The organism is Nonomuraea sp. NPDC052634, assembly GCF_040678535.1.
Classification (GTDB): domain Bacteria; phylum Actinomycetota; class Actinomycetes; order Streptosporangiales; family Streptosporangiaceae; genus Nonomuraea; species Nonomuraea fastidiosa.
Genome location: NZ_JBFATY010000001.1, coordinates 2,642,210 through 2,661,541 on the forward strand (window position 1 = coordinate 2,642,210; position 19,332 = coordinate 2,661,541).

The following is a 19,332-nucleotide window of genomic DNA, read 5'->3' on the forward strand; positions in this document are numbered from 1 at the left end:
GGCGGCTCCCTCGCGGGTCTGATTTGCCGCACTCCGTGCGGCGGCTCGCTCGCTCTTGACGCCACCGTCCTCCCCCGCTCTGCTCGCTACGCTCCCGCCGCTCCTCCGGACGGCGGCGGCTCCCTCGCGGGTCTGATTGCCTCGCTCCGCGAGGCGCGCTCGGTCGCTCTTGACGCCACCGTCCTCCCCCGCTCTGGTCGCTACGCTCCCGCCGCTCCTCCGGACGGCGGCGGCTCCCTCGCGGGTCTGATCGCCGCACTCCCCTCGCCCCTGGCCATCCCCTCGCCCATGGACCGCACACCGGGCAGCGGGCAGGTGCGCCGACCGCGCCAACCGACGTCGCGGCCTCGCCCTCGCGCACCCCGCCCCAACCCCCGAACCCCGGCACCAGGGGAATGAGGGCGGGGTTGGGGTGGTTGACGTCGCTGGTCACCGAGCGCCCCGACTCAGGAGACTTTGACAATCATTTTCATTTTGGCAATACTGACTCCCATGATGTCAGGATTTTCCCGGTCGTGGGCTGTCGGCCTGCTGGCCGCGTCCGCGCTGCTCACCACCACTGCCTGCGGTTCCGGCACCGCCGAGACCGGCTCCGGGAGCGGCAAGACCGAAGTGGTCGCCGCCTTCTATCCGCTGCAGTGGCTGAGCGAGCAGGTGGGAGGGTCCGACGCGCAGGTGAGCGTGCTGACCGCGCCCGGCGTCGAGCCGCACGACCTCGAGCTGGGCATCCCCCAGGTCACCCAGATCAAGAACGCCGCGCTCACCGTCTACGTCAAGGGCATCCAGCCGGCCGTGGACGACGCGGTGGACCCCGAGACGAGCTTCGACGCCGCCACCGCCGTCTCCACGATCCCCGCGGGTGAGCACTCCGAGGAGGACGGCCACTCGGAGGAGGAGCACGAGCACGAGGTCGCGTACGACCCGCACATCTGGCTCGACCCGGCCCGCCTGGCCACGGTCGCCACCAAGCTCGGCGAGCGCCTGGCCACGGCCGACCCCGCGCACGCCCAGGGCTATAAGGACCGGGCCGCCAAGACCGCCGCCGCACTGAACGCCCTCGACCAGGAGTTCGCCAAGGGCCTCGCCACGTGCACGACCAAGACGCTGGTGACCGCGCACGAGGCGTTCGGCTACCTCGCCGACCGCTATCACCTCAAGCAGGTCGGCATCACGCTCGACCCGGAGACCGAGCCCTCTCCCACCCGGCTGTCGGAGGTCGGCAAGCTGGCCAAGGCCGAGGGCGTCACCACGATCTTCACCGAGTCCCTGGTCAGCCCGAAGGTGGCCGAAGTGCTGGCCGACGAGGTCGGCGCGAAGACGGCGGTGCTCGACCCGCTGGAGAGCAAGCCCTCGGGCGACTACGTCTCGGCCATGCGCGATAACCTCAAAACCCTACAAACAGCACTGGGGTGTACGTCATGAGCGAAACGGCCTTCGCGATGACCGACGGCCGGGTCTCCTACGATGGCAAGCCCGTCCTTCGCGGGATCGACCTGACCGTCCGTCCCGGGGAGGTCGTGGCCCTGCTGGGCGCCAACGGCTCGGGCAAGTCGACGCTGGTCCGCGCGCTGCTCGGCCTGACGCCGCTGACCGGCGGCACGACGCTGATGTACGGCACCCCGCCGGCCAGGTTCCGTGACTGGTGGCGCATCGGCTACGTGCCGCAGCGCCTCCAGGTGGGCGGGGGCGTGCCCGCGACCGTACGCGAGGTGGTCGCCTCGGGCCGCATCGCCAGGCAGCGCCGGCTGCGCAGGACCAGCGCGGCCGACAAGGAGGCCGTGGCGAGCGCCCTGGAGTCGGTGCGCCTGACCGACCGGGCGGGCGACCCCGTCCAGTCGCTGTCGGGCGGGCAGCAGCAGCGGGTGCTCATCGCCCGCGCGCTGGCCGGGGAGCCCGACACGTACGTGATGGACGAGCCCACCGCAGGCGTGGACGCCGAGACGCAGCAGCTGCTCGCCGACACCCTGGCCGGGCTGGTACGCGGCGGCAAGACGGTCGTCCTGGTGGCCCACGAGCTGGGCCCGCTCGAGCCGATCATCACGCGCGGCGTGGTGATCCGCGACGGCCGGGTCGCCCACGACGGCCCGCCGCCGCGCCCCGAGGGCGACTGCGCGCGCCCCGGACACGAGCACCAGCACCCGCACGCCGCCGAACCCGCGGGCGGCCCGCTGACCGGGTGGCAAGGGGAACCAAGGTGATCTTCGAACTTCTGCAGGAGCGGCTCTTCCAGCTCGCGCTCATCGCGGCGCTGCTGGTGGGGCTGTGCGCGCCCGCCGTGGGCACGTTCATCGTGCAGCGCCGGCTGGCGCTGCTCGGCGACGGCGTCGGCCACATCGCGCTGACCGGCGTCGCGCTGGGCTTCCTGACCGGCAGCGCGCCCGTGCTCACCGCCGTCATCGTGTCGATCGCCGGGGCCGTCGCCATCGAGCTGGTCAGGGCGCGCGGCCGCACCAGCGGCGACGTGGCGCTCGCGCTGATGTTCTACGGCGGCATCGCGGGCGGCGTCATGCTCATGGCCATCGCGCCCGGCGGCAGCAACGCCAAGCTCAACTCCTACCTGTTCGGCGCCATCGCGAGCGTCACCGTGGAGGACATCTGGGTCGTAGGCGCGCTCGCCGCCGCCGTGCTGGCGGTCGTGGCGATCTTCGGCAGGGAGCTGTTCGTGCTCTGCCAGGACGAGGAGATGGCCAAGGCGAGCGGCCTGCCCGTGCGGTTCCTCAGCATGCTCATCGCCGTCACCGCCGCGCTCACCGTGGTCATCGCCATGCGCGTGGTCGGGCTGCTGCTCGTCAGCGCCCTCATGGTGATCCCCGTGGCGACCAGCCAGCAGCTCACCCGCGGATTCCGCAGCACGATGGGGCTGGCCATGCTGTTCGGGGTGCTCGCCTCCGTGGGCGGCCTGCTCGCCTCCACCTACTCGGCGAAGGTGCCGCCGGGGGCCGCGATCGTGCTTCTTGCGCTCGCCGGCTTCGTCCTGGCGCTCGGGGTCGGTAAATTCGTACGTCGAGGGCGTACCCAGGAGTCGACAGTGAGCGAGCGGCCAAAGCTGCGCATCGAGGAGGTCGCATGACGACGAGACGCGATGCCGTGCATGACACCCTGCGCAAGAGCGAGGGGTTCCGCAGCGCGCAGGACGTCTATGCCGAGATGCGCCTGCACGGCGCCAAGATCGGGCTGACCACCGTCTACCGTGCGCTCCAGGCTCTGGCCGACGGCGGCAAGGTCGACGTGCTGCGCAACGACGACGGCGAGTCCGTCTACCGCGCCTGCGCCACCGACACCCACCACCACCATCTGGTGTGCCGCCGCTGCGGCCACACGGTCGAGGTGGCCGGTCCCGCCGTCGAGCGGTGGGCCGAGATGGTGGGCAGCGAGCACGGCTTCACCGAGGTCACGCACACGGTCGAGGTCTTCGGCACCTGCTCGACCTGCTCGGCGGAGGTCAAGACGGGCTGACCGGCGCCCCGCCGGTCCCGGCCTCCTCCACGTGCTCCTGCGTCCCTTCACGCGTCTCCTGGGGCGGGCCGCCGCGGGAGCCGTACAGGACTCCTAGAACGATCACCGCGCATCCGGCGAGCTGTAGCGCCGACGGGCGCTCGCCCAGCGCGAGCGCGCCGATCGCCACCGTCGTCATGGGCTGGACGAGCAGCAGCAGCGCGGTCAGCGCGGCGGGCTGGCGCGGCAGCGAGTACGTGATCAGCGACCAGCCCAGCACCTGCGGCCCCAGCGCGAGCAGCAGCAGCCACCCGTGCCCCGGCCAGGTGGGCACCGGATCGGCGCCGCCGAACACCGGGCTGAGCACCGCGATGCCGATCGTGGCCACCACGGTCGCGTGCGCCAGCGGCCCGGCCGCCCGCTCGGGCCCGGCGCTCTTCATCAGCAGCAGGAAGACGGCGTACGACACCGACGTCGCAAGCCCCGCGAGCACGCCCATGAGCGGGTCGCTGCCGTAGGCGGCGCTGTCGAGCACCCCGGAGATGAGCACCACCCCGGCGAAGACGACCGGCGTGCCGACCATGAGCCGGGTGGACGGCCGCTCGCCGAAGAATCCCCACGCCGCGAACGCCACGAGGAACACCTGAAGGTTCCCCAGCACGGTCGCCAGGCCCGCGCCCACGTAATCGATCGCGTGGTGCCAGAACAGCAGGTCGAACGCGAACGCCACGCCCGCCGCCCAGGCCGCGGGCAGCGCCCTGCGCGGCAGCGGCCCCAGCCTGCGCCGTTCACGCCAGGCGAGGAGCAGCATGGGAGGTACGGCGTACGCACAACGGAATAACGCCGAGGTGGCGGGCGAGACCTCAGAAAGCCGGACCAAGGGGGCCGAGGTGGAGATGATGAGCGCTCCGGCGATCGCGATCAGCACGATACGGCGATGTGCGCTCACCGAAACCCCCGCAGTCCCGTATAGGAGATACGCTGCGACCACGCTAGAACCCGGCGCGGACAGGAGTCAACATGCCGTTTGGCCATGACATGCTGCATGCATTGGCCACCGTTGTCGAGCTGGTCAACACCTCGCCCGCCACCGGCGGCGAGGAAGGACTGGCCGACTTGAGCGACCTGCAAAAGCTCGTGGAGGCGCGCGAGATCAGCGGCATAGACCGGATCACCCACAAGGACCTCAGCCAGGTCCGCTCGCTGCGCGAGGTGTTCCACCGCGTCTTCACCGCCCCCGACCAGCCCACGGCCGTGCAGACGCTCAACGCGTTGCTCTCCGAGACCCGCATCACGCCGCGCCTGACCGAGCACGACGGCCACCCCCTGCACGTCCACTATCACGCCGTCGACGCCGGCCTGGCCGAGCACCTGGCCGCCGACTGCGGCGTCGCGCTGGCGCACCTGCTCGTCGAGGGCGAGGCCGAACGCCTGCGCACCTGCGCCGCCCCCGACTGCGACCGCGTCTTCGTGGACGAGTCGCGCAATCGCTCACGCGTCTACTGCGACAGCCGCACCTGCGGCAACCGGATGCACGTGGCCGCCTACCGCGCCCGCCGCCGCGCCTGAGCCCCGCTCGACCATGCGCACGACGTCGCCGTTGCGATTTTCGCAACGGCTGCATAGGCTGCTCGCATGGCCGGGGAAACCGCAGCACGCGTCCGCCAGCTGATCGAGCAGAGCGGCCTCACTCAGGCCGAGTTCGCGGCGAAGGCGGGACTGGACGCTCCGAAGATGTCCAAGTCGCTGTCGGGCGTTCGCAGATTCACCTCGCTCGACCTCGCGAGGATCGCCGACCTGTGCGGCGTGTCGGTCGACTGGCTGCTCGGCATGTCCGAGCCCACCCCCGCCACCTCGGCCCGCGCCGCGACAGACCGGCCCACATCGGCCGACGCAGCCGTCAAGGAGGCTGAGCGCCTGGCGCAGCTCCGTGCCGACCTCGCCTTCCTCGGATACCGGCAGGAAATCCCGCGGTTCGAGACGGGCGGCTTGTCGCGGCCGTCTGTACGCCAGGGCCGTGATCTCGCCACCCAGGCCACGGCGCTTGCCGCGGCCAAAGGCTACGAGCTGTGGCGATGCCAGGATCTCGCCGGCGCGGTCGAGGCCGCCTTCGGCGTTGACGTCCGCGTTCACCGGCTGGCCCCTGGCTTCGACGGGCTGTCCTGGTCCGACGCCAACACCGCGCTCATGGTGGTGGCCACGTCTGAGGTGCCGGCCCGGCAGCGCTTCACCATCGCCCACGAGCTCGGCCATCTCCTCGCGGGCGACGATCAAGGGCTCCATCTCGACGTCGACATCCACGCCGCCGACCACCGGCGCGAACCCTCCGAGAGACGGGCGAACGCCTTCGCCGCCGAGCTGCTCCTGCCGGCCGAGATGCTGCACGACAGGGTCCGGCGGACGAGCAGGCCGGTGGACGAGCTCGCCCGGCTGGCCTGCGAGCTGTGGGTCTCGCCCAGCACCCTCGCGTGGCAGCTGTTCAACCTCCAGCTCATCGACAAGAGCCAATGTGACTCGTTGCGGGCCCTGACCGCCTGGGACGCGGCGTGGAAGGCCGGCGCTGTCGAGGCCCTCGGCGAGTGGATCCAGCTCGCCTCGCGGCCACGGCTGCCGGGGCCACTCGTCCGCACGACGTTCCAGGCCTACGCCGAGGGCAAGGCGACGCTGCGTCCCTTCGCCAACCTGATCGGCTCCGACACCGACACGTTGCGGCAGGCCATCACCGGCATGGCAGAGGGCTCCCCACTCCAGCCATGACCTGGTACTGGTTCCCCGACAACACGGTGCTGTGCAACTTCGCCTCGGTGGACGGCCTGCCGCTCCTCCAGCGCATCCTCCGCGGCCGCGGCCGCTGGACGGAGGCGATCGCCTACGAGGCAGAGCGCTCCGCCCGCTTCTACCCCGCTCTGGAAAAGCTGCCGGCCGAAGGCTGGCTCGGCGCTCCCATCGAGATCGACGATCCCCAGGAGGCCGACCAGGTGGAGCGCATCCGGCGCGCCGTATTCGGCGGCTCTGGCAGCGAACCGCTGAAGCATCTCGGGGAAGCCCAGACGTGCCACGTCATCCGCAACTGGAAGGAGTACGCCGGCTCCTGCTGGATCACCGACGACCGCGACGCTCTCGACTACGCCCGGCGCGTCGGGATCACCGCGCGGGACACGGCCGACCTGATCAGCGAGGGGATCAGCGACGGCTGCTGCACCCGGAGCGACGGCTATGAGCTTCTCTGCCTCATGCGAGCCCGGGGAAGGAAGCTTCGCGTGCCGCCGCACCAGGCGCATCTGTGAGCGACGGGAGGGCGGCAAGACGCCGCCCCCGCAGGCGGGTCTCAGACCGGGTTGGGCACGGCGCCGCCGTAGCGGCGGTCGCGCTTGGCGAAGATCTCGCAGGCCTCCCACAGGTCGCGCCGGTCGAAGTCGGGCCAGAGCCGGTCGAGGAAGACCATCTCGGCGTACGCCGACTGCCAGAGCAGGAAGTTGGAGATGCGCTGCTCGCCCGACGAGCGCAGGAAAAGGTCGACCGGCGGGATCTCGGGCTCGTCGAGGTAGCGGGCGAAGACCTTCTCGTTGACCCGCTGCGGCTTGACCCGGCCGGCGGCGATGTCCTGGGCGAGCTTGAGCGCGGCGTCGACGATCTCGGCCTGCCCGCCGTAATTGACACAGAATTGCAATGTGAGCTGGGAGTTGTCCTTCGTCATCTCCTCGGCGGTCTGCAGCTCGGAGATGACGCTCTTCCACAGCCGCCCGGGGCGACCGGCCCACCGCACGCGTACGCCCATGGCGTGCAGCTCGTCGCGCCGCCGCCTGATGACGTCGCGGTTGAAGCCCATGAGGAAGCGGACCTCGTCGGGCGAGCGCTTCCAGTTCTCGGTGGAGAAGGCGTACGCGCTCAGGTAAGGGATGCCCAGCTCAAGGGCGCCTTCGATGACGTCGAAGAGCGAGGATTCGCCCGCCTTGTGGCCCTCGGTGCGGGGCAGGCCGCGGGCCTTGGCCCAGCGGCCGTTGCCGTCCATGACGATGGCGACGTGCTGGGGCACCAGCTCTCGCGGGATGGGCGGCGGCGTCGCCCCCGACGGGTGCGGGGACGGTGGTCGTACGTTCACGCAGGCTCCCTTTCGACGTGTCGGAGAGAGCGTATTCCGTGTTCGAGGTGCCATTGCAGATATGCGGCGACCAGGCCGCTGCACTCGCTGCGATGGCGCGGCTCCGATGCGTCGGCGGTGGCCCAGTCGCCGCGCAGCAGCGCCGACATGAGGCCGATCGTCTCGCTCGCGGGCACCGCCGCGCCGGCCGGCTTGCACGCCCCGCACACCACGCCACCTGCGACGATGGCGAACGCCCTGATCGCCGGCGCCTGGCATTTGGCACACGCGTCGAGCGCGGGCGCGTAGCCGGCCACGGCCAGGGAGCGCAGGAAGTAAGCGTCGAGCACCAGCCGGGCCTCGTGCCCGCGGTCGGCGAGGGTGCGCAGCCCGCCCACGAGCAGCAGGAACTGCCGCAGCGCCGGCTCCTTCTCCCCGTGCGTCAGCCGGTCGGCGGTCTCCAGCATCGCGCTGCCGGCGGTGTAGCGGGGATAGTCGGCGGCCAGCGCCTCTCCGTAAGGTCTGATCGTCTCGGCCTGGGTGACGACGTCGAGCGTGCGGCCGGTGTGAAGCTGCAGGTCGACGTGCGTGAACGGCTCCAGCCGCGCTCCGAAGCGTGAGGTCGTGCGACGGACCCCCTTGGCCACCGCGCGGATCTTGCCGGTGCGCTTGGCCAGGATGGTGACGATGCGGTCGGCCTCACCGAGCTTCTGAGTGCGCAGAACCACGCCTTCGTCACGGTAGAGACTCACTCGCACATCTTACGGCCGACCTGTATACCGACGGACGAGACGTTACGGTCATGCTCTGGTGACGCGACTTTGCGTCACTCTCACTAGACTTTGACGCCTGTCCCCGCATTACCCGTTGTTCAACCCCCCGCTACCGCCTCGAAAGGGAGTCATGACCCGCGTGGTCCTGCTGGGCGCATCGCCCGGCCCCGACATCTCTCCGACCGGCCTGAGGCTGGCCGCGCTGCCCGGTAATCCGACCGTCTCCGAGCGCCTGCACGGCCAGCTCACATCGATGGACCCGCGTTACGCGAAGGTCCCAACGGGCGATGTGGCCGCCGCTCTGCGCGCCGTGGCCGACGTCGCCGAGTCAGCAACGGAGAGCCTTTTCATCATCCCGGAGAACTCGGTCGTCCACGACGAGCTGATCTACCAGATCACCAAGTCCAAGCGCGGTGCGCTGGCGCTCGTCGCGAAAGAGCCGCGCATCAGGGTGACGGAGGACAACGGCCAGGACGTCGGGCTCGAGGTGCCCGAGTCCGAGCACGAGGAAGAAGGCCCTGGAGACCGCATCCCCATCGACGAGGCGGAGCCGGAGATCGGCTACAACCGCCTCGAGGGGCTCCCGGTGCGCGTGCGCATCGGCAAGTCGCGCATCGTCTCGGTCGGCACCGCGAACCATGCCGTGACCAGGCCCAACGGCGTGGTGCTCGGCCCGCTGCACATCAGCGCCCGCAACGCGCCGGTGCTCGCGCAGACCTGCCGCGAGCTGGCCGCCATGGCCGACCGGTTCGGTGACGACGACGACCTGGTGCAGCTCATCGTCTTCGGCCTCGTGCGCAACGGCGTGTCGGTCGGCATCCGCGGCCGCCGCGACCTGTTCTACCGCCGGATCACCACCCAGGAGGAGGCCAACGAGGCCGCCGCCGAGATGGCCGGCATGGACGAAGACCGCTCCAGGCTGAAGAACGCGGTCAAGGGCGCCGACGGCTTCTTCACCACGTTCTTCGTCTCCACCTACTCCCGCTACATCGCCCGCTGGGCGGCCCGGCGCGGCCTGACCCCCAACCAGGTCACGCTGATCTCCATCTCGCTCGGCGTGGCGGCCGCCGCCTGTTTCGCGACCGGCGACCGGCCGTGGATGGTGGCGGGCGGCGTGCTGATCTACTTCGCCTTCGTCTTCGACTGCGTCGACGGCCAGCTCGCCCGGTACGCCCGCAAGTTCGGCGTGCTGGGTGCGTGGCTCGACGCCACGTTCGACCGGTTCAAAGAGTACGTGGTGTTCGCCGGCCTGGCCATCGGCTACGTGGTCTCGGGCCACGGCGAGGAGATCTGGGTGCTGGCCCTCGCGGCGATCGCCCTGCAGTCCGTACGCCACCTGCTCGACTTCTCCTTCGGCGCCGCCCGCCGCCGCAAGCCGAAGGCCCCGCTTCCCTCGATCCCCCTCGACGCCCCCGACGACCGCGAGCTGCGGCAGGCGCTCAGCCTCCGCAGGGAGGAGCGGAAGCAGGGTGTCCGGGGCGTGCTCAAGATGTGGACCAAGGCCGGCAAGTACCGAGTCATCCACTGGGCGCGTAAGATGATCGTCTTCCCCATCGGCGAGCGCTTCGCGGCCATCGCGATCACCGCCGCCCTCTTCGACGCCCGGATCACCTTCATCACGCTGGTGGTCTGGGGTTGCGTCGCCGCCGCCTACACCCTCACCGGACGCCTCATGAGGTCGCTCGTATGATCACCCACCCGCAGGCCATGGCCACCCCCACGCCGGATCCCGACGAGGAGCGCCGCCGCATCCAGACCGCCCGCCTCGTCGCCTACCGGGACGACGGCCCGCTCGCCTACGCCCTGTCCAGCAGGATCGGGGCCGGCCTGCCTCCTGTGCCCGCCACGCTCGTAGCCCTGCTGGCCGTGGTCGCCGTCACGGTCGCGGGGCTGCTCGAGCCGGGTCCCATCCTGCTGCTGCCCGTGGCGATCGTGCTGGTGCTCGTGCTGCCCACGGCGTCGCGCGACCACCTGGGCCGCTTCGACTGGCTGACCCCGCCGCTGGTGCGCGGCGCGGAGTTCTTCACCATCATCGCCATCGGCCTGACCGCCGACGCGCCGAAGTGGCTGCTGTTCGTGCTGGTCTACGTCATCGGCTACCACACCTACGACACCGTCTACCGCACCCGCCAGAGCATCTGGCCGCCCGCCTGGGTCTTCCGGGCGGGGCTCGGCTGGGAGCTGCGGCTGGTGATCATCGGTCTCGGCGCCGCGTTCGGCGCGGTGACGCCGGTGCTCGCGGTGCTGACGGCGTACTTGTTCGTGCTGTTCGCGGTGGAGAGCGTGACGAGCTGGGTGCGCCTGGACAAGGCGTCCGCCCAGGCCAGTGCCGACGCAGAGCAGGACCTGGAGGCATCCCCTGAAGAAGCCCTTGAGCGGGCCACGGGAGAGGCGGAGCGGGGCTGACCCGTCGCCGCCCGCCGTCTCGCGCTCTTTCCTGGGCCGCGGCGCCGCACCCCCGGCGGGTGCGGCGCCGCGGTTTCTTCATTCTTGCTGAGCCAGAGAGCGCTCTCCAGCTTCGGCTTCACAGCGTTGTCAAGGGCTCGGTGCGGAATGTTGACAGCAGGTAAGTCCGGCGTCCACACTGCATGAGAGAGCGCTCTCTCACGTCCCTCCGCACCCCCCTGGAGCGATGATGACCCGTGTGAACAGGCACAGACGCCGCCTGGCCGCGGTGGCCGTGGCGCTCGCGGCGCTCGGCGGCCTGCTCGTCCAGACGGCCGGCAGCGCCTCGGCCTCCGTTCCCTCCACGCCGTCGGGCTGGACGCTGGTCTGGTCGGACGACTTCAACGGCCCCGCCGGCACCCTCCCCTCGTCGGACAACTGGATCATCGACACCGGCCACTCCTACCCCGGCGGCCCCGCCAACTGGGGCACCGGCGAGATCCAGCGCTACACCGACAGCACCGCCAACCTCAGTCTCGACGGCTCCGGCAACCTGCGCATCACGCCGCTGCGCAGCTCCTCAGGCGAGTGGACCTCGGCCCGCATCGAGACCAGGCGGGCCGACTTCAAGCCCGCCGACGGCCGCATCCTGCGCATCGAGAGCCGCCTGCAGATGCCGAACGTCACCGGCCAGGCCGCCCTCGGCTACTGGCCCGCGTTCTGGGCGCTCGGCTCGCCGTACCGGGGGAACTACTGGAACTGGCCGGCCATCGGCGAGTTCGACATCATGGAGAACGTCAACGGACTCAACACCGTCTGGGGCGTGCTCCACTGCGGCGTCAACCCCGGCGGTCCGTGCGACGAGACCAACGGCCTGAGCGCCAGCCGCGCCTGCCCCGGCTCGACCTGCCAGTCGGCCTTCCACACCTACCGCTTCGAGTGGGACCGCAGCGTCTCGCCCAACCAGCTCCGCTGGTACGTGGACGGCCAGCTCTTCCACAGCCTGAGCCAGTCCCGCTTCGACGCCACCACCTGGAACAACATGACCGGCCACGCCGGCTACTTCCTGCTGCTGAACGTGGCCATGGGCGGTGCCTTCCCGAACGCGCTCGGCGGCCAGACCCCGACCGCGGCCACCGAGCCCGGTCATCCGATGGTGGTCGACTACGTGGCGGTCTGGCAGAGCGGCGACGGCGGCGGCACTGACCCGACCGACCCGCCCGGCGATGTGGACGCCCGCTCGACCATCCAGGCCGAGCATTACACGGCCCAGTCGGGCACGATCGTGGAGACCACCACCGACACGGGCGGCGGCCAGAACGTCGGCGCCATCGCCAACGGCGACTGGCTGCGCTACGACGGCGTGAACTTCGGCTCGACGCCCGCCACCCAGTTCAAGGCCCGGGTGGCCTCGGGCGCGGCGGCCGGGGTGAGCGGGCTCGTGCAGGTCCGGCTGGACAGCCCGACGGCTCCGCCGATCGGCGACTTCGCGATCTCCAACACGGGCGGCTGGCAGAGCTGGCGTACGGTGCCCGCCAACATCTCGGGCGTGACCGGCACGCACACGGTGTACCTGACGTTCTCCTCCGGGCAGCCGGCGGACTTCGTCAACGTCAACTGGTTCACGTTCTCGACGTCCTGACCTGACCGGGAAGGGCCCGGCCGTACGCCTCCGGCCGGGCCCTGTGCCGCGCTCAGGAGGGCGCGACGCCAGGCGATGATCTTCTCCGCCCGGCCCGCCCTCTCGGAGCCCCACAGCCCCTCACAGCGCCGCCCAAGCCCGTCTGAAGGGGGCGACCCCGGCGGAATCGGGGAACAATGGCCCCCGTGAGCGAATTGCCGATCATCGATGTGTCGCCGCTCGTCACCGGCGGGCCGGGCAAGGAGGCCGTGGCCGAGGAGATCGGCGCGGCCTGCCGCGACAGCGGGTTCTTCTACATCCGCGGCCACGGCGTGCCCGCCGAGCTGATCGACCGCCTCGACGCCGCCGCCAGGCGCTTCTTCGAGCTCCCCGAGGACGTCAAGAACGAGATCGCGATGGAGCGCGGCGGCCGGGCCTGGCGCGGCTTCTTCCCGGTCGGCGGCGAGCTGACCTCGGGCCGGCCCGACCTGAAGGAGGGCATCTACTTCGGCGCGGAGGAGCCGCCGGGCCCGCTCCCGCTGCACGGACCCAACCTGTTCCCCGCTCAGGTGCCCGAACTGCGCGAGGCGGTGCTCGAATACCTGGACAGGATGACGCAGGTCGGGCAGTCGGTCATGGCGGGCATCGCGCTCAGCCTGGGGCTGGACGAGGACTACTTCCGTACGGGCTACACGGCCGACCCGACCATCCTGTTCCGGATCTTCCACTACCCGCCGGGTCCGCCGGACGACCCCGACACGTGGGGCGTCGGCGAGCACACCGACTACGGCCTGCTCACGCTCCTCCTCCAGGACGCCAACGGCGGCCTGCAGGTGCACACGCGAGGCGGCTGGGTGGAGGCGCCGCCGGTGGAGGGCACGTTCGTGTGCAACATCGGCGACATGCTCGACAAGCTCACCGGCGGCCGCTACCGCTCCACGCCGCACCGCGTGCGCAACCTCAGCGGCAACGAGCGGCTCAGCTTCCCGTTCTTCTTCGACCCCGGGTGGGACAGCGAGGTGCCGCCGCTGCCGTACGCGCCGGGCCGCCGCTGGGACGGGCAGGTGGACTTCACCGGCACGTACGGCGAGTACCTGCTGTCGAAGGTGTCGAAGGTCTTCCCCCGGCTGTTCGAGCAGCAGATCTAGGCCGACTCGCGCTCCACGAGCCGGGCGGGCAGCACGACCGAGGTGGTGTGGCGGCCCTCCAGCCGCGACAGCAGCAGCCGGGCCAGCGCCAGAGCCTGGTCGGCGACCGGCACCCGCACGGTGGTGAGCGCGGGCGTGGTGGCCGAGGCGGCGTCGATGTCGTCGAAGCCGACCACCGCCACGTCGTCGGGCACCCGCCGCCCGGCCTCGCGCAGCGCCCGCATGGCGCCGATGGCGAGCTGGTCGGTGGCGGCGAAGACGGCGTCGAGCGCGGGGTCGTCGGCGAGCAGCCGCCGCACGGCGTCGGCGCCCGCGGCCCTGGTGAGGTCTTCGGCGGGCGCCAGGTGCGGCTGCAGCCCGGCGCGCTGCAGCGCCGCCCGGTGCCCGGCCAGCCGGTCCTGTACGAACACCAGGTCCATCGGCCCGCACACCATGCCGATGCGCCGCCGGCCGCGCTCCAGCAGGTGCTCGGTCGCCGCCGCCGCGCCGCCCGCGTTGTCGGCGTCCACGTACGGCACCAGCGAGGCGATCTCCGGCTTGCCCAGCAGCACGACCGGCACCCCGGTCCGCGACAGCCGCTCGGCCAGCGTGTCGGCCCGGTCGGGCGGCAGCAGCACCACGCCGTCGGCCAGCCGCGCCTCCACGTGGGCGACGATGCGCCGGTGGCTCTCGGCGGTGTCGGCGAGCATGAGCGTGATCTGCTTGCCCGCGCCTTCGAGGAAGCTGGTGACGTACTGGACGACGGCGGCGGTCAGCGCGTCGCCGCCGCCCTGCCTGGGCACCGACAGCACGAGCGCGATCGCGTTGGTCCTGCGGGTGACGAGGCTGCGGGCGGCCAGGTTGGGCACGTAGCCGAGCTCGTTGACGGCCTGCATGACGGCGGCCCTGACCTCGGGGCTCACCGACGACTCGCCGTTGACGACGCGGGAGACGGTGGCGCGGGAGACGCCGGCGCGGGCGGCCACGGTCTCCAGCGTGGGCCGCTTGGGCCGGGTCTGCGCCAGGCCGTTGCGGCGTACGACGTCGCGGTACCACAGGGCGCTGTCCTTGAGCCGCCGCCGCTGGGTGGCGAAGTCGACGTGCACGAGGCCGAACTTGCGCTGGTAGCCGTCCACCCATTCGAGGTTGTCGAGCAGCGTCCACGCGAGGTAACCGCGCACGTTGGCGCCCTCGTCGATCGCGGCGCGCAGCGCGCGCAGGTGCTCCTCGATGAAGCTGATGCGATCGACGTCGTGGATGCCGTCGCCGGTGACCACGTCGACGAAGTCCGCGCCGTTCTCGGTGATCATCAGCTCTTGACCGGGGTACTCGCGGGTGAGGCGGCGCAGGAGCCGCGACAGGCAGCCGGGCACGATGGGCCAGCCCATGGCGGTGACGGCGGTGGGCACCGTGCAGAACAGCACGCCCTCGCTGCCCGGGTAGGCGGGGTCGGCGGGCTCGCTGGGCTGGGCCTGCACCACGAGCGGCGTGTAGTAGTTGACGCCGAGCAGGTCGATGGGCTGCCCGATCGTCTCCAGGTCGCCGTCCTCGATGTGGCCGAGGCCGCCGTGCCGCTCGATGACCGGCAGCAGCTCCTCCGGATACGCCCCGCGCAGGATCGGCTCGAGGAACTGCCGGTTGACCAGCGTGTCGATCCTGGCCACGGCCACCGCGTCCTCCTCCGAAGCCCGGCGGCCGGGGTCGCTCACCTGGGCGGGCGTCACGACGGGCGAGAGGTTGAGCACCACGCCCGTCTCGGCCGCGCCGGCCTCGCGCAGCGCCCGCACGGCCAGGCCGTGGCCGAGCAGCATGTGGTGGGCGCTCTTGAACGCCTCGGCCGCGGAGGTACGGCCGGGCGCGTGGATGCCCGCGCCGTAGCCGAGAAAGGCCGCCACCCACGGCTCGTTCAGCGTGAACCAGGTGCGCACCCGGTCGCCGAGCCGCGCGTGCACGGCGGCGGCGTAGTCGGCGAAGCGCAGCGCCGTGTCGCGCGACGGCCAGCCGCCCTGATCCTCGAGCGCCTGCGGCAGGTCCCAGTGGTAGAGGGTCGCGTACGGCCTGATGCCGGCGGCCACCAGCTCGTCCACCAGCCGGTCGTAGAAGTCGAGCCCCGCCGGGTTGGGCTTGCCACCGCCGCCGGGGAAGATGCGCGGCCAGCTGACCGAGAACCGGTAGGCGCGCAGCCCCAGGTCCCGCATCAACCGGACGTCCTCCTGGTAGCGGTGGTAGTGGTCGCACGTCTCCACGCGGTCGACGGAGAAGGTGTCCCATATGGACGGTCCGCGGCCGTCGATGTTCGTGGCCCCCTCGATCTGAAAGGCCGAAGTCGACACTCCCCACTCGAAGCCCTCGGGGAAGCTTGCGGTGCTCATGTGTACGGGTACCTTCCGGTCAACGATCAACCGGCCCAGTGTCCCGCGCGCCCCTCGTCGCGCGCCAGCCTGGCCAGGCGGTATACAGGGCGCGTGGAACTGGACCGGCTCGATCGTGACATCATCGCGGCGCTCGTGGACGACGCCCGCCAGACCTACGCCGAGATCGGCAACCGGGTCGGGCTGAGCGCCTCGGCGGTCAAGCGCCGGGTCGACCGGTTGCGGCAGGTCGGGGCGATCACCGGGTTCAGCGCGCGGGTGGCGCCGCAGGCGCTCGGCTGGACGACGGAGGCGTACGTCGAGCTGTTCTGCCAGGGCAAGACCAAGCCGTCGGACATCGCGCTCGCGGTGGCGAAGTTCCCCGAGGTGGTGGCGGCGGCCACGATCACCGGCGAGGCCGACGCGCTGCTGCACATCAGGGCGAGGGACGTGCGGCACGTGGAACGGGTGATCGAGCGCATCGCGGCGGAGTCGTTCGTGGTGCGGACCAAGAGCGTCATCGTGCTGTCGCGGCTGATCGACACACCGCCCGGCGCGCTGGTCCACGAGGCGCGCAACGAATCCCCCATCACCGGCTGAAACACGCAACAGGCTTGCGCAGATGCGCAATGTCAAGCCCTTGGCCTGCCCGAATACGCATTCCTAGGCTGTCCTCAGCTCCCGCTCGTGGAGTTTTCCCTGCTGAGAGTGCCGATGGAGTGCTGCATGCCCAAACACTTCCTCATGTGCCGTCCGGACTATTTCACGGTCGAGTACGCCATCAACCCGTGGATGCATCCCGAGGCGGGCGCGGACCGCGAGCGCGCGATCCGGCAGTGGGAGGGCCTGAAGTCGGCGTACGAGGAGCTCGGGCATCAGGTGAGCCTGATCGACCCGATCGAAGGCCTGCCCGACATGGTCTTCGCCGCGAACGGCGCGCTCGTCGTGGGCGGCCGCGTCTACGGCGCCCGTTTCGCCTACCCGCAGCGCGCCGCCGAGGGGCCCGCCTACCTGCGCTGGTTCGCCGAGCGCGGCTACCCGACGATGGAGCCGTCGCACGTCAACGAGGGCGAGGGCGACTTCCTCACCCTCGACGAGGTCATCCTGGCGGGCACCGGCTTCCGCACGGACGTGGTGGCCCACCAGGAGGCGCAGGAGTACCTGGGCCGCCCGGTCGTCTCGCTGACGCTGGTGGACCCGCGCTACTACCACCTCGACACGGCGCTGTTCCCGCTCGACGGCCACAACGTCGCGTACTACCCCGAGGCGTTCTCCCCCGGCAGCCTCGCGGTGCTGCGCCGCATGTTCCCCGACGCGGTGGTCGCGACCGCCGAGGACGCCGCGGTGCTCGGCCTGAACGCGGTGAGCGACGGCACGAACGTGGTCATCAACGCCGAGGCGACCAATCTCCAGCTTGAGCTCAAGCGGCGTGGGTACGAGGTGATCCCCGTCGACCTGTCGGAGCTGCGCAAGGCGGGTGGGGGTCCCAAGTGCTGCACACTGGAGATCAGGGGGGAGAACTGACATGATCACCAGCGCCGAGCTCATCGAAGTGAGCGAGCGCCGCAGCGCGCATAACTACCATCCGCTGCCCGTCGTCATCCGCGAGGCCGAGGGCGCGTGGGTCACCGACGTCGAGGGCAAGCGCTATCTCGACTGCCTGTCCGGCTATTCCTCGCTGAACTTCGGCCACCGCCACCCGAAGATCATCGAGGCCGCGCGTGAGCAGCTCGACCGGCTCACGCTGACCAGCCGCGCCTTCTACCACGACCAGTTCGCGCAGTTCTGCGCCGGGCTCGGCGACCTCACGGGCAAGGACATGATCCTGCCCATGAACACCGGCGCCGAGGCCGTCGAGACGGCGATCAAGGTGGCCAGGAAGTGGGGCTACGACGTCAAGGGCGTCGAGCCCGGCAAGGCCAACATCATCGTGATGGAGAACAACTTCCACGGCCGCACCACCACGATCATCAGCTTCTCCACCGATCCGGAGGCGCACGACGGCTTCGGCCCGTACACGCCGGGCTTCAAGATCGTCCCGTACGGCTCCGCCGACGCCGTGCGGCAGGCCATCGACCCCGAGACGGTGGCCGTGCTGGTCGAGCCGATCCAGGGCGAGGCCGGGGTGCTGGTGCCGCCGGACGGCTACCTGACCGAGCTGCGCGAGATCTGCTCGGCCGAGGGCGTGCTGCTGATCGCCGACGAGATTCAGTCGGGTCTCGGGCGCACCGGCCACACGTTCGCCTGCGACCACGAGGGCGTCGTGCCCGACATCTACGTGCTGGGCAAGGCGCTCGGCGGCGGCGTGGTGCCGGTGTCGGCCATCGCCGCCGACCGCGACGTGCTCGGCGTCATCCACCCGGGCCAGCACGGCTCCACGTTCGGCGGCAACCCGCTGGCCTGCGCGGTCGCCAACGCCGTGATCGAGATCCTGAACACCGGCGAGTTCCAGGCCAGGGCCGCCAAGCTGGGCGAGGTGCTGCACGGCCGGCTGCGCGAGCTGGTGGGCCACGGCTCCATCGTCGAGGTGCGCGGGCGCGGCCTGTGGGCGGGCGTGGACATCCACCCCGACGTCGGCACCGGGCGCGAGGTGTCGAAGGCGCTGCTCAAGCGCGGCGTGCTGGCCAAGGACACCCACGGTTCCACGATCCGGCTCGCCCCGCCGATCGTGGTCACGGAGGACGACCTGCACTGGGCGGTCGACCAGCTCGTCGACGCGGTCTACGAGCTCCAGAGCAGATGAGTTAAGGGCCGGAGGTCACGCCTCCGGCCCTTTCGCCGTTTCCAGGCGGCGCGCCCCGCCGGCTTGCCGTCTCAGGCGGCGCGCCACACCTGCATGCCGTCGGGGGCGTCGTCCTGGACGAACCCGGCCTCCTTCAGCTCGGCCGCCACCGCCGTACTCGGCGGCCAGTGCGCGGTGCTCACCACCTCGTCCTCGCTGAGCAGCGTCTCGCCGTGCCTGACGCGGTAGAGGAAGCGCGAGGTGACGCTCTCGCCGGTCACGTCGAGCACCTGCCCGGCCACCTCGTACGTGTGCCGCCCCACCTGGTACGTGCCCATCACCCCTGGCTCGGTCTCCGGCGCCGGCGGCCGCCTGTCGCGCCAGTTGAAGAGCAGCCGCCCGTCGCGTTCGAGCTGCCCGGCCAGCACCCGCCACAGGCGCGGCCGCTCGTCGGCGGTGAAGCTCTGCAGCACCGAGATCATCACGACGGCGCCGGCGGGCTCGTCCACCTTCACTTCCAGCCCTCCGCACGGCAGCACGGTCACCCTGCGCTGCAGTTCGGGGTCGCGGGCCAGCCGGTTGACCAGCACCGAGCGCATGCCGGGCGACGGCTCGACGGCGTGGATCTCGGCGGGCGTGGCCCGGGCGATGACCTCGGTGATCAGGCCGGTGCCCGCACCGATCTCGATGACGCCGCGCCGCACTCCGGCGAGCAGCGGGGGCAGCAGCTCGCGGATCGCGGGCACGTGACCGTCCTCATGGAAAAGGTCGTAGAAGGGGACGGCAGCGGCACAAGGGTCGTCAAGCATGCCGGTCAGCGTAGTTCAGGGGCGCCTC

General features: G+C 71.1%; 19 protein-coding genes. 14 read left to right on the forward strand and 5 right to left on the reverse strand.

Annotated elements, in window-relative coordinates:
• The first annotated feature begins 492 nt into the window (after positions 1-492).
• From AB0K67_RS11725 to AB0K67_RS11740, 4 genes are read left to right on the forward strand one after another with little or no spacing between them, the layout of a single operon-like run.
• Positions 493-1,422, forward strand: coding sequence for a metal ABC transporter substrate-binding protein (locus tag AB0K67_RS11725; protein WP_364056843.1), 930 nt, complete (start codon positions 493-495; stop codon positions 1,420-1,422).
• Positions 1,419-2,198: a metal ABC transporter ATP-binding protein gene (locus AB0K67_RS11730; protein ID WP_364056846.1), complete on the forward strand. Its 780-nt coding sequence runs from the start codon at positions 1,419-1,421 to the stop codon at positions 2,196-2,198. The genes AB0K67_RS11725 and AB0K67_RS11730 overlap by 4 nt, the downstream gene beginning before the upstream one ends.
• Positions 2,198-3,070 (forward strand): metal ABC transporter permease, encoded by an 873-nt coding sequence (locus AB0K67_RS11735; RefSeq protein ID WP_364057545.1) that lies wholly within the window; start codon positions 2,198-2,200, stop codon positions 3,068-3,070. Before AB0K67_RS11730 ends, AB0K67_RS11735 begins: the two co-directional genes overlap by 1 nt.
• Positions 3,067-3,456, forward strand: a complete 390-nt coding sequence (locus AB0K67_RS11740; protein ID WP_364056849.1) for a transcriptional repressor — start codon at positions 3,067-3,069, stop codon at positions 3,454-3,456. Before AB0K67_RS11735 ends, AB0K67_RS11740 begins: the two co-directional genes overlap by 4 nt.
• Here AB0K67_RS11740 and AB0K67_RS11745 read toward each other — a convergent pair.
• The gene (locus tag AB0K67_RS11745) at positions 3,443-4,363 is read right to left on the reverse strand and encodes a DMT family transporter (protein ID WP_364056852.1); all 921 of its coding nucleotides are present in this window, start codon (positions 4,361-4,363) and stop codon (positions 3,443-3,445) included. The genes AB0K67_RS11740 and AB0K67_RS11745 overlap by 14 nt on opposite strands.
• 122 nt (positions 4,364-4,485) lie before the next feature.
• On the opposite strand from AB0K67_RS11745, the gene AB0K67_RS11750 reads away from it, so the two are divergent.
• The 3 genes from AB0K67_RS11750 to AB0K67_RS11760 all read left to right on the forward strand — a co-directional run bounded on the left by AB0K67_RS11750 (position 4,486) and on the right by AB0K67_RS11760 (position 6,722).
• Entirely contained in the window at positions 4,486-5,004 is a 519-nt protein-coding gene (locus AB0K67_RS11750; protein ID WP_364056855.1) for a CGNR zinc finger domain-containing protein, read from the forward strand.
• Positions 5,005-5,070: 66 nt separating this feature from the next.
• Positions 5,071-6,192, forward strand: coding sequence for an XRE family transcriptional regulator (locus AB0K67_RS11755; protein WP_364056858.1), 1,122 nt, complete (start codon positions 5,071-5,073; stop codon positions 6,190-6,192).
• Positions 6,189-6,722, forward strand: coding sequence for a hypothetical protein (locus tag AB0K67_RS11760; protein WP_364056861.1), 534 nt, complete (start codon positions 6,189-6,191; stop codon positions 6,720-6,722). The genes AB0K67_RS11755 and AB0K67_RS11760 overlap by 4 nt, the downstream gene beginning before the upstream one ends.
• Before the next feature lie 41 nt (positions 6,723-6,763).
• Here AB0K67_RS11760 and AB0K67_RS11765 read toward each other — a convergent pair whose 3' ends face one another.
• Together AB0K67_RS11765 and recO are read right to left on the reverse strand one after the other, a co-directional pair.
• Complete coding sequence (locus AB0K67_RS11765) at positions 6,764-7,591, reverse strand: isoprenyl transferase (RefSeq protein WP_364056864.1); 828 nt, start codon at positions 7,589-7,591, stop codon at positions 6,764-6,766.
• On the reverse strand, positions 7,534-8,268 hold the full coding sequence (gene recO, locus AB0K67_RS11770; protein ID WP_364056867.1) for a DNA repair protein RecO: 735 nt from the start codon (positions 8,266-8,268) through the stop codon (positions 7,534-7,536). The genes AB0K67_RS11765 and recO overlap by 58 nt, the downstream gene beginning before the upstream one ends.
• Before the next feature lie 151 nt (positions 8,269-8,419).
• Between recO and AB0K67_RS11775 the strand changes: the two genes are divergently transcribed.
• From AB0K67_RS11775 to AB0K67_RS11790, 4 genes are all read left to right on the forward strand, one after another.
• Positions 8,420-9,979, forward strand: a complete 1,560-nt coding sequence (locus AB0K67_RS11775; protein WP_364056870.1) for a CDP-alcohol phosphatidyltransferase family protein — start codon at positions 8,420-8,422, stop codon at positions 9,977-9,979.
• On the forward strand, positions 9,976-10,695 hold the full coding sequence (locus tag AB0K67_RS11780) for a DUF5941 domain-containing protein (protein ID WP_364056873.1): 720 nt from the start codon (positions 9,976-9,978) through the stop codon (positions 10,693-10,695). The genes AB0K67_RS11775 and AB0K67_RS11780 overlap by 4 nt, the downstream gene beginning before the upstream one ends.
• A gap of 238 nt (positions 10,696-10,933) precedes the next feature.
• Positions 10,934-12,316, forward strand: a complete 1,383-nt coding sequence (locus AB0K67_RS11785) for a glycoside hydrolase family 16 protein (protein WP_364056876.1) — start codon at positions 10,934-10,936, stop codon at positions 12,314-12,316.
• A 185-nt stretch (positions 12,317-12,501) separates the two neighbouring features.
• Positions 12,502-13,443, forward strand: coding sequence for a 2-oxoglutarate and iron-dependent oxygenase domain-containing protein (locus tag AB0K67_RS11790; RefSeq protein WP_364056879.1), 942 nt, complete (start codon positions 12,502-12,504; stop codon positions 13,441-13,443).
• On the opposite strand, the gene AB0K67_RS11795 is transcribed toward AB0K67_RS11790, so the two are convergent.
• A complete protein-coding gene (locus AB0K67_RS11795) occupies positions 13,440-15,794 on the reverse strand; it encodes a GH1 family beta-glucosidase (RefSeq protein WP_364056882.1) in 2,355 nt (784 codons plus the stop codon). The genes AB0K67_RS11790 and AB0K67_RS11795 overlap by 4 nt on opposite strands.
• A 93-nt stretch (positions 15,795-15,887) precedes the next feature.
• On the opposite strand from AB0K67_RS11795, the gene AB0K67_RS11800 reads away from it, so the two are divergent.
• The 3 genes from AB0K67_RS11800 (at position 15,888) to rocD (ending at position 18,516) form a co-directional block, all read left to right on the forward strand.
• A complete protein-coding gene (locus tag AB0K67_RS11800; protein WP_364056885.1) occupies positions 15,888-16,373 on the forward strand; it encodes an Lrp/AsnC family transcriptional regulator in 486 nt (161 codons plus the stop codon).
• Positions 16,374-16,499: 126 nt separating this feature from the next.
• On the forward strand, positions 16,500-17,297 hold the full coding sequence (ddaH, locus tag AB0K67_RS11805) for a dimethylargininase (RefSeq protein WP_364056888.1): 798 nt from the start codon (positions 16,500-16,502) through the stop codon (positions 17,295-17,297).
• 1 nt (position 17,298) lies between these two features.
• Positions 17,299-18,516, forward strand: a complete 1,218-nt coding sequence (gene rocD / locus AB0K67_RS11810; protein ID WP_364056891.1) for an ornithine--oxo-acid transaminase — start codon at positions 17,299-17,301, stop codon at positions 18,514-18,516.
• Between the two features lie 71 nt (positions 18,517-18,587).
• On the opposite strand, the gene AB0K67_RS11815 is transcribed toward rocD, so the two are convergent.
• A complete protein-coding gene (locus tag AB0K67_RS11815; RefSeq protein ID WP_364056894.1) occupies positions 18,588-19,304 on the reverse strand; it encodes a class I SAM-dependent methyltransferase in 717 nt (238 codons plus the stop codon).
• Between the last annotated feature and the right edge of the window lie 28 nt (positions 19,305-19,332).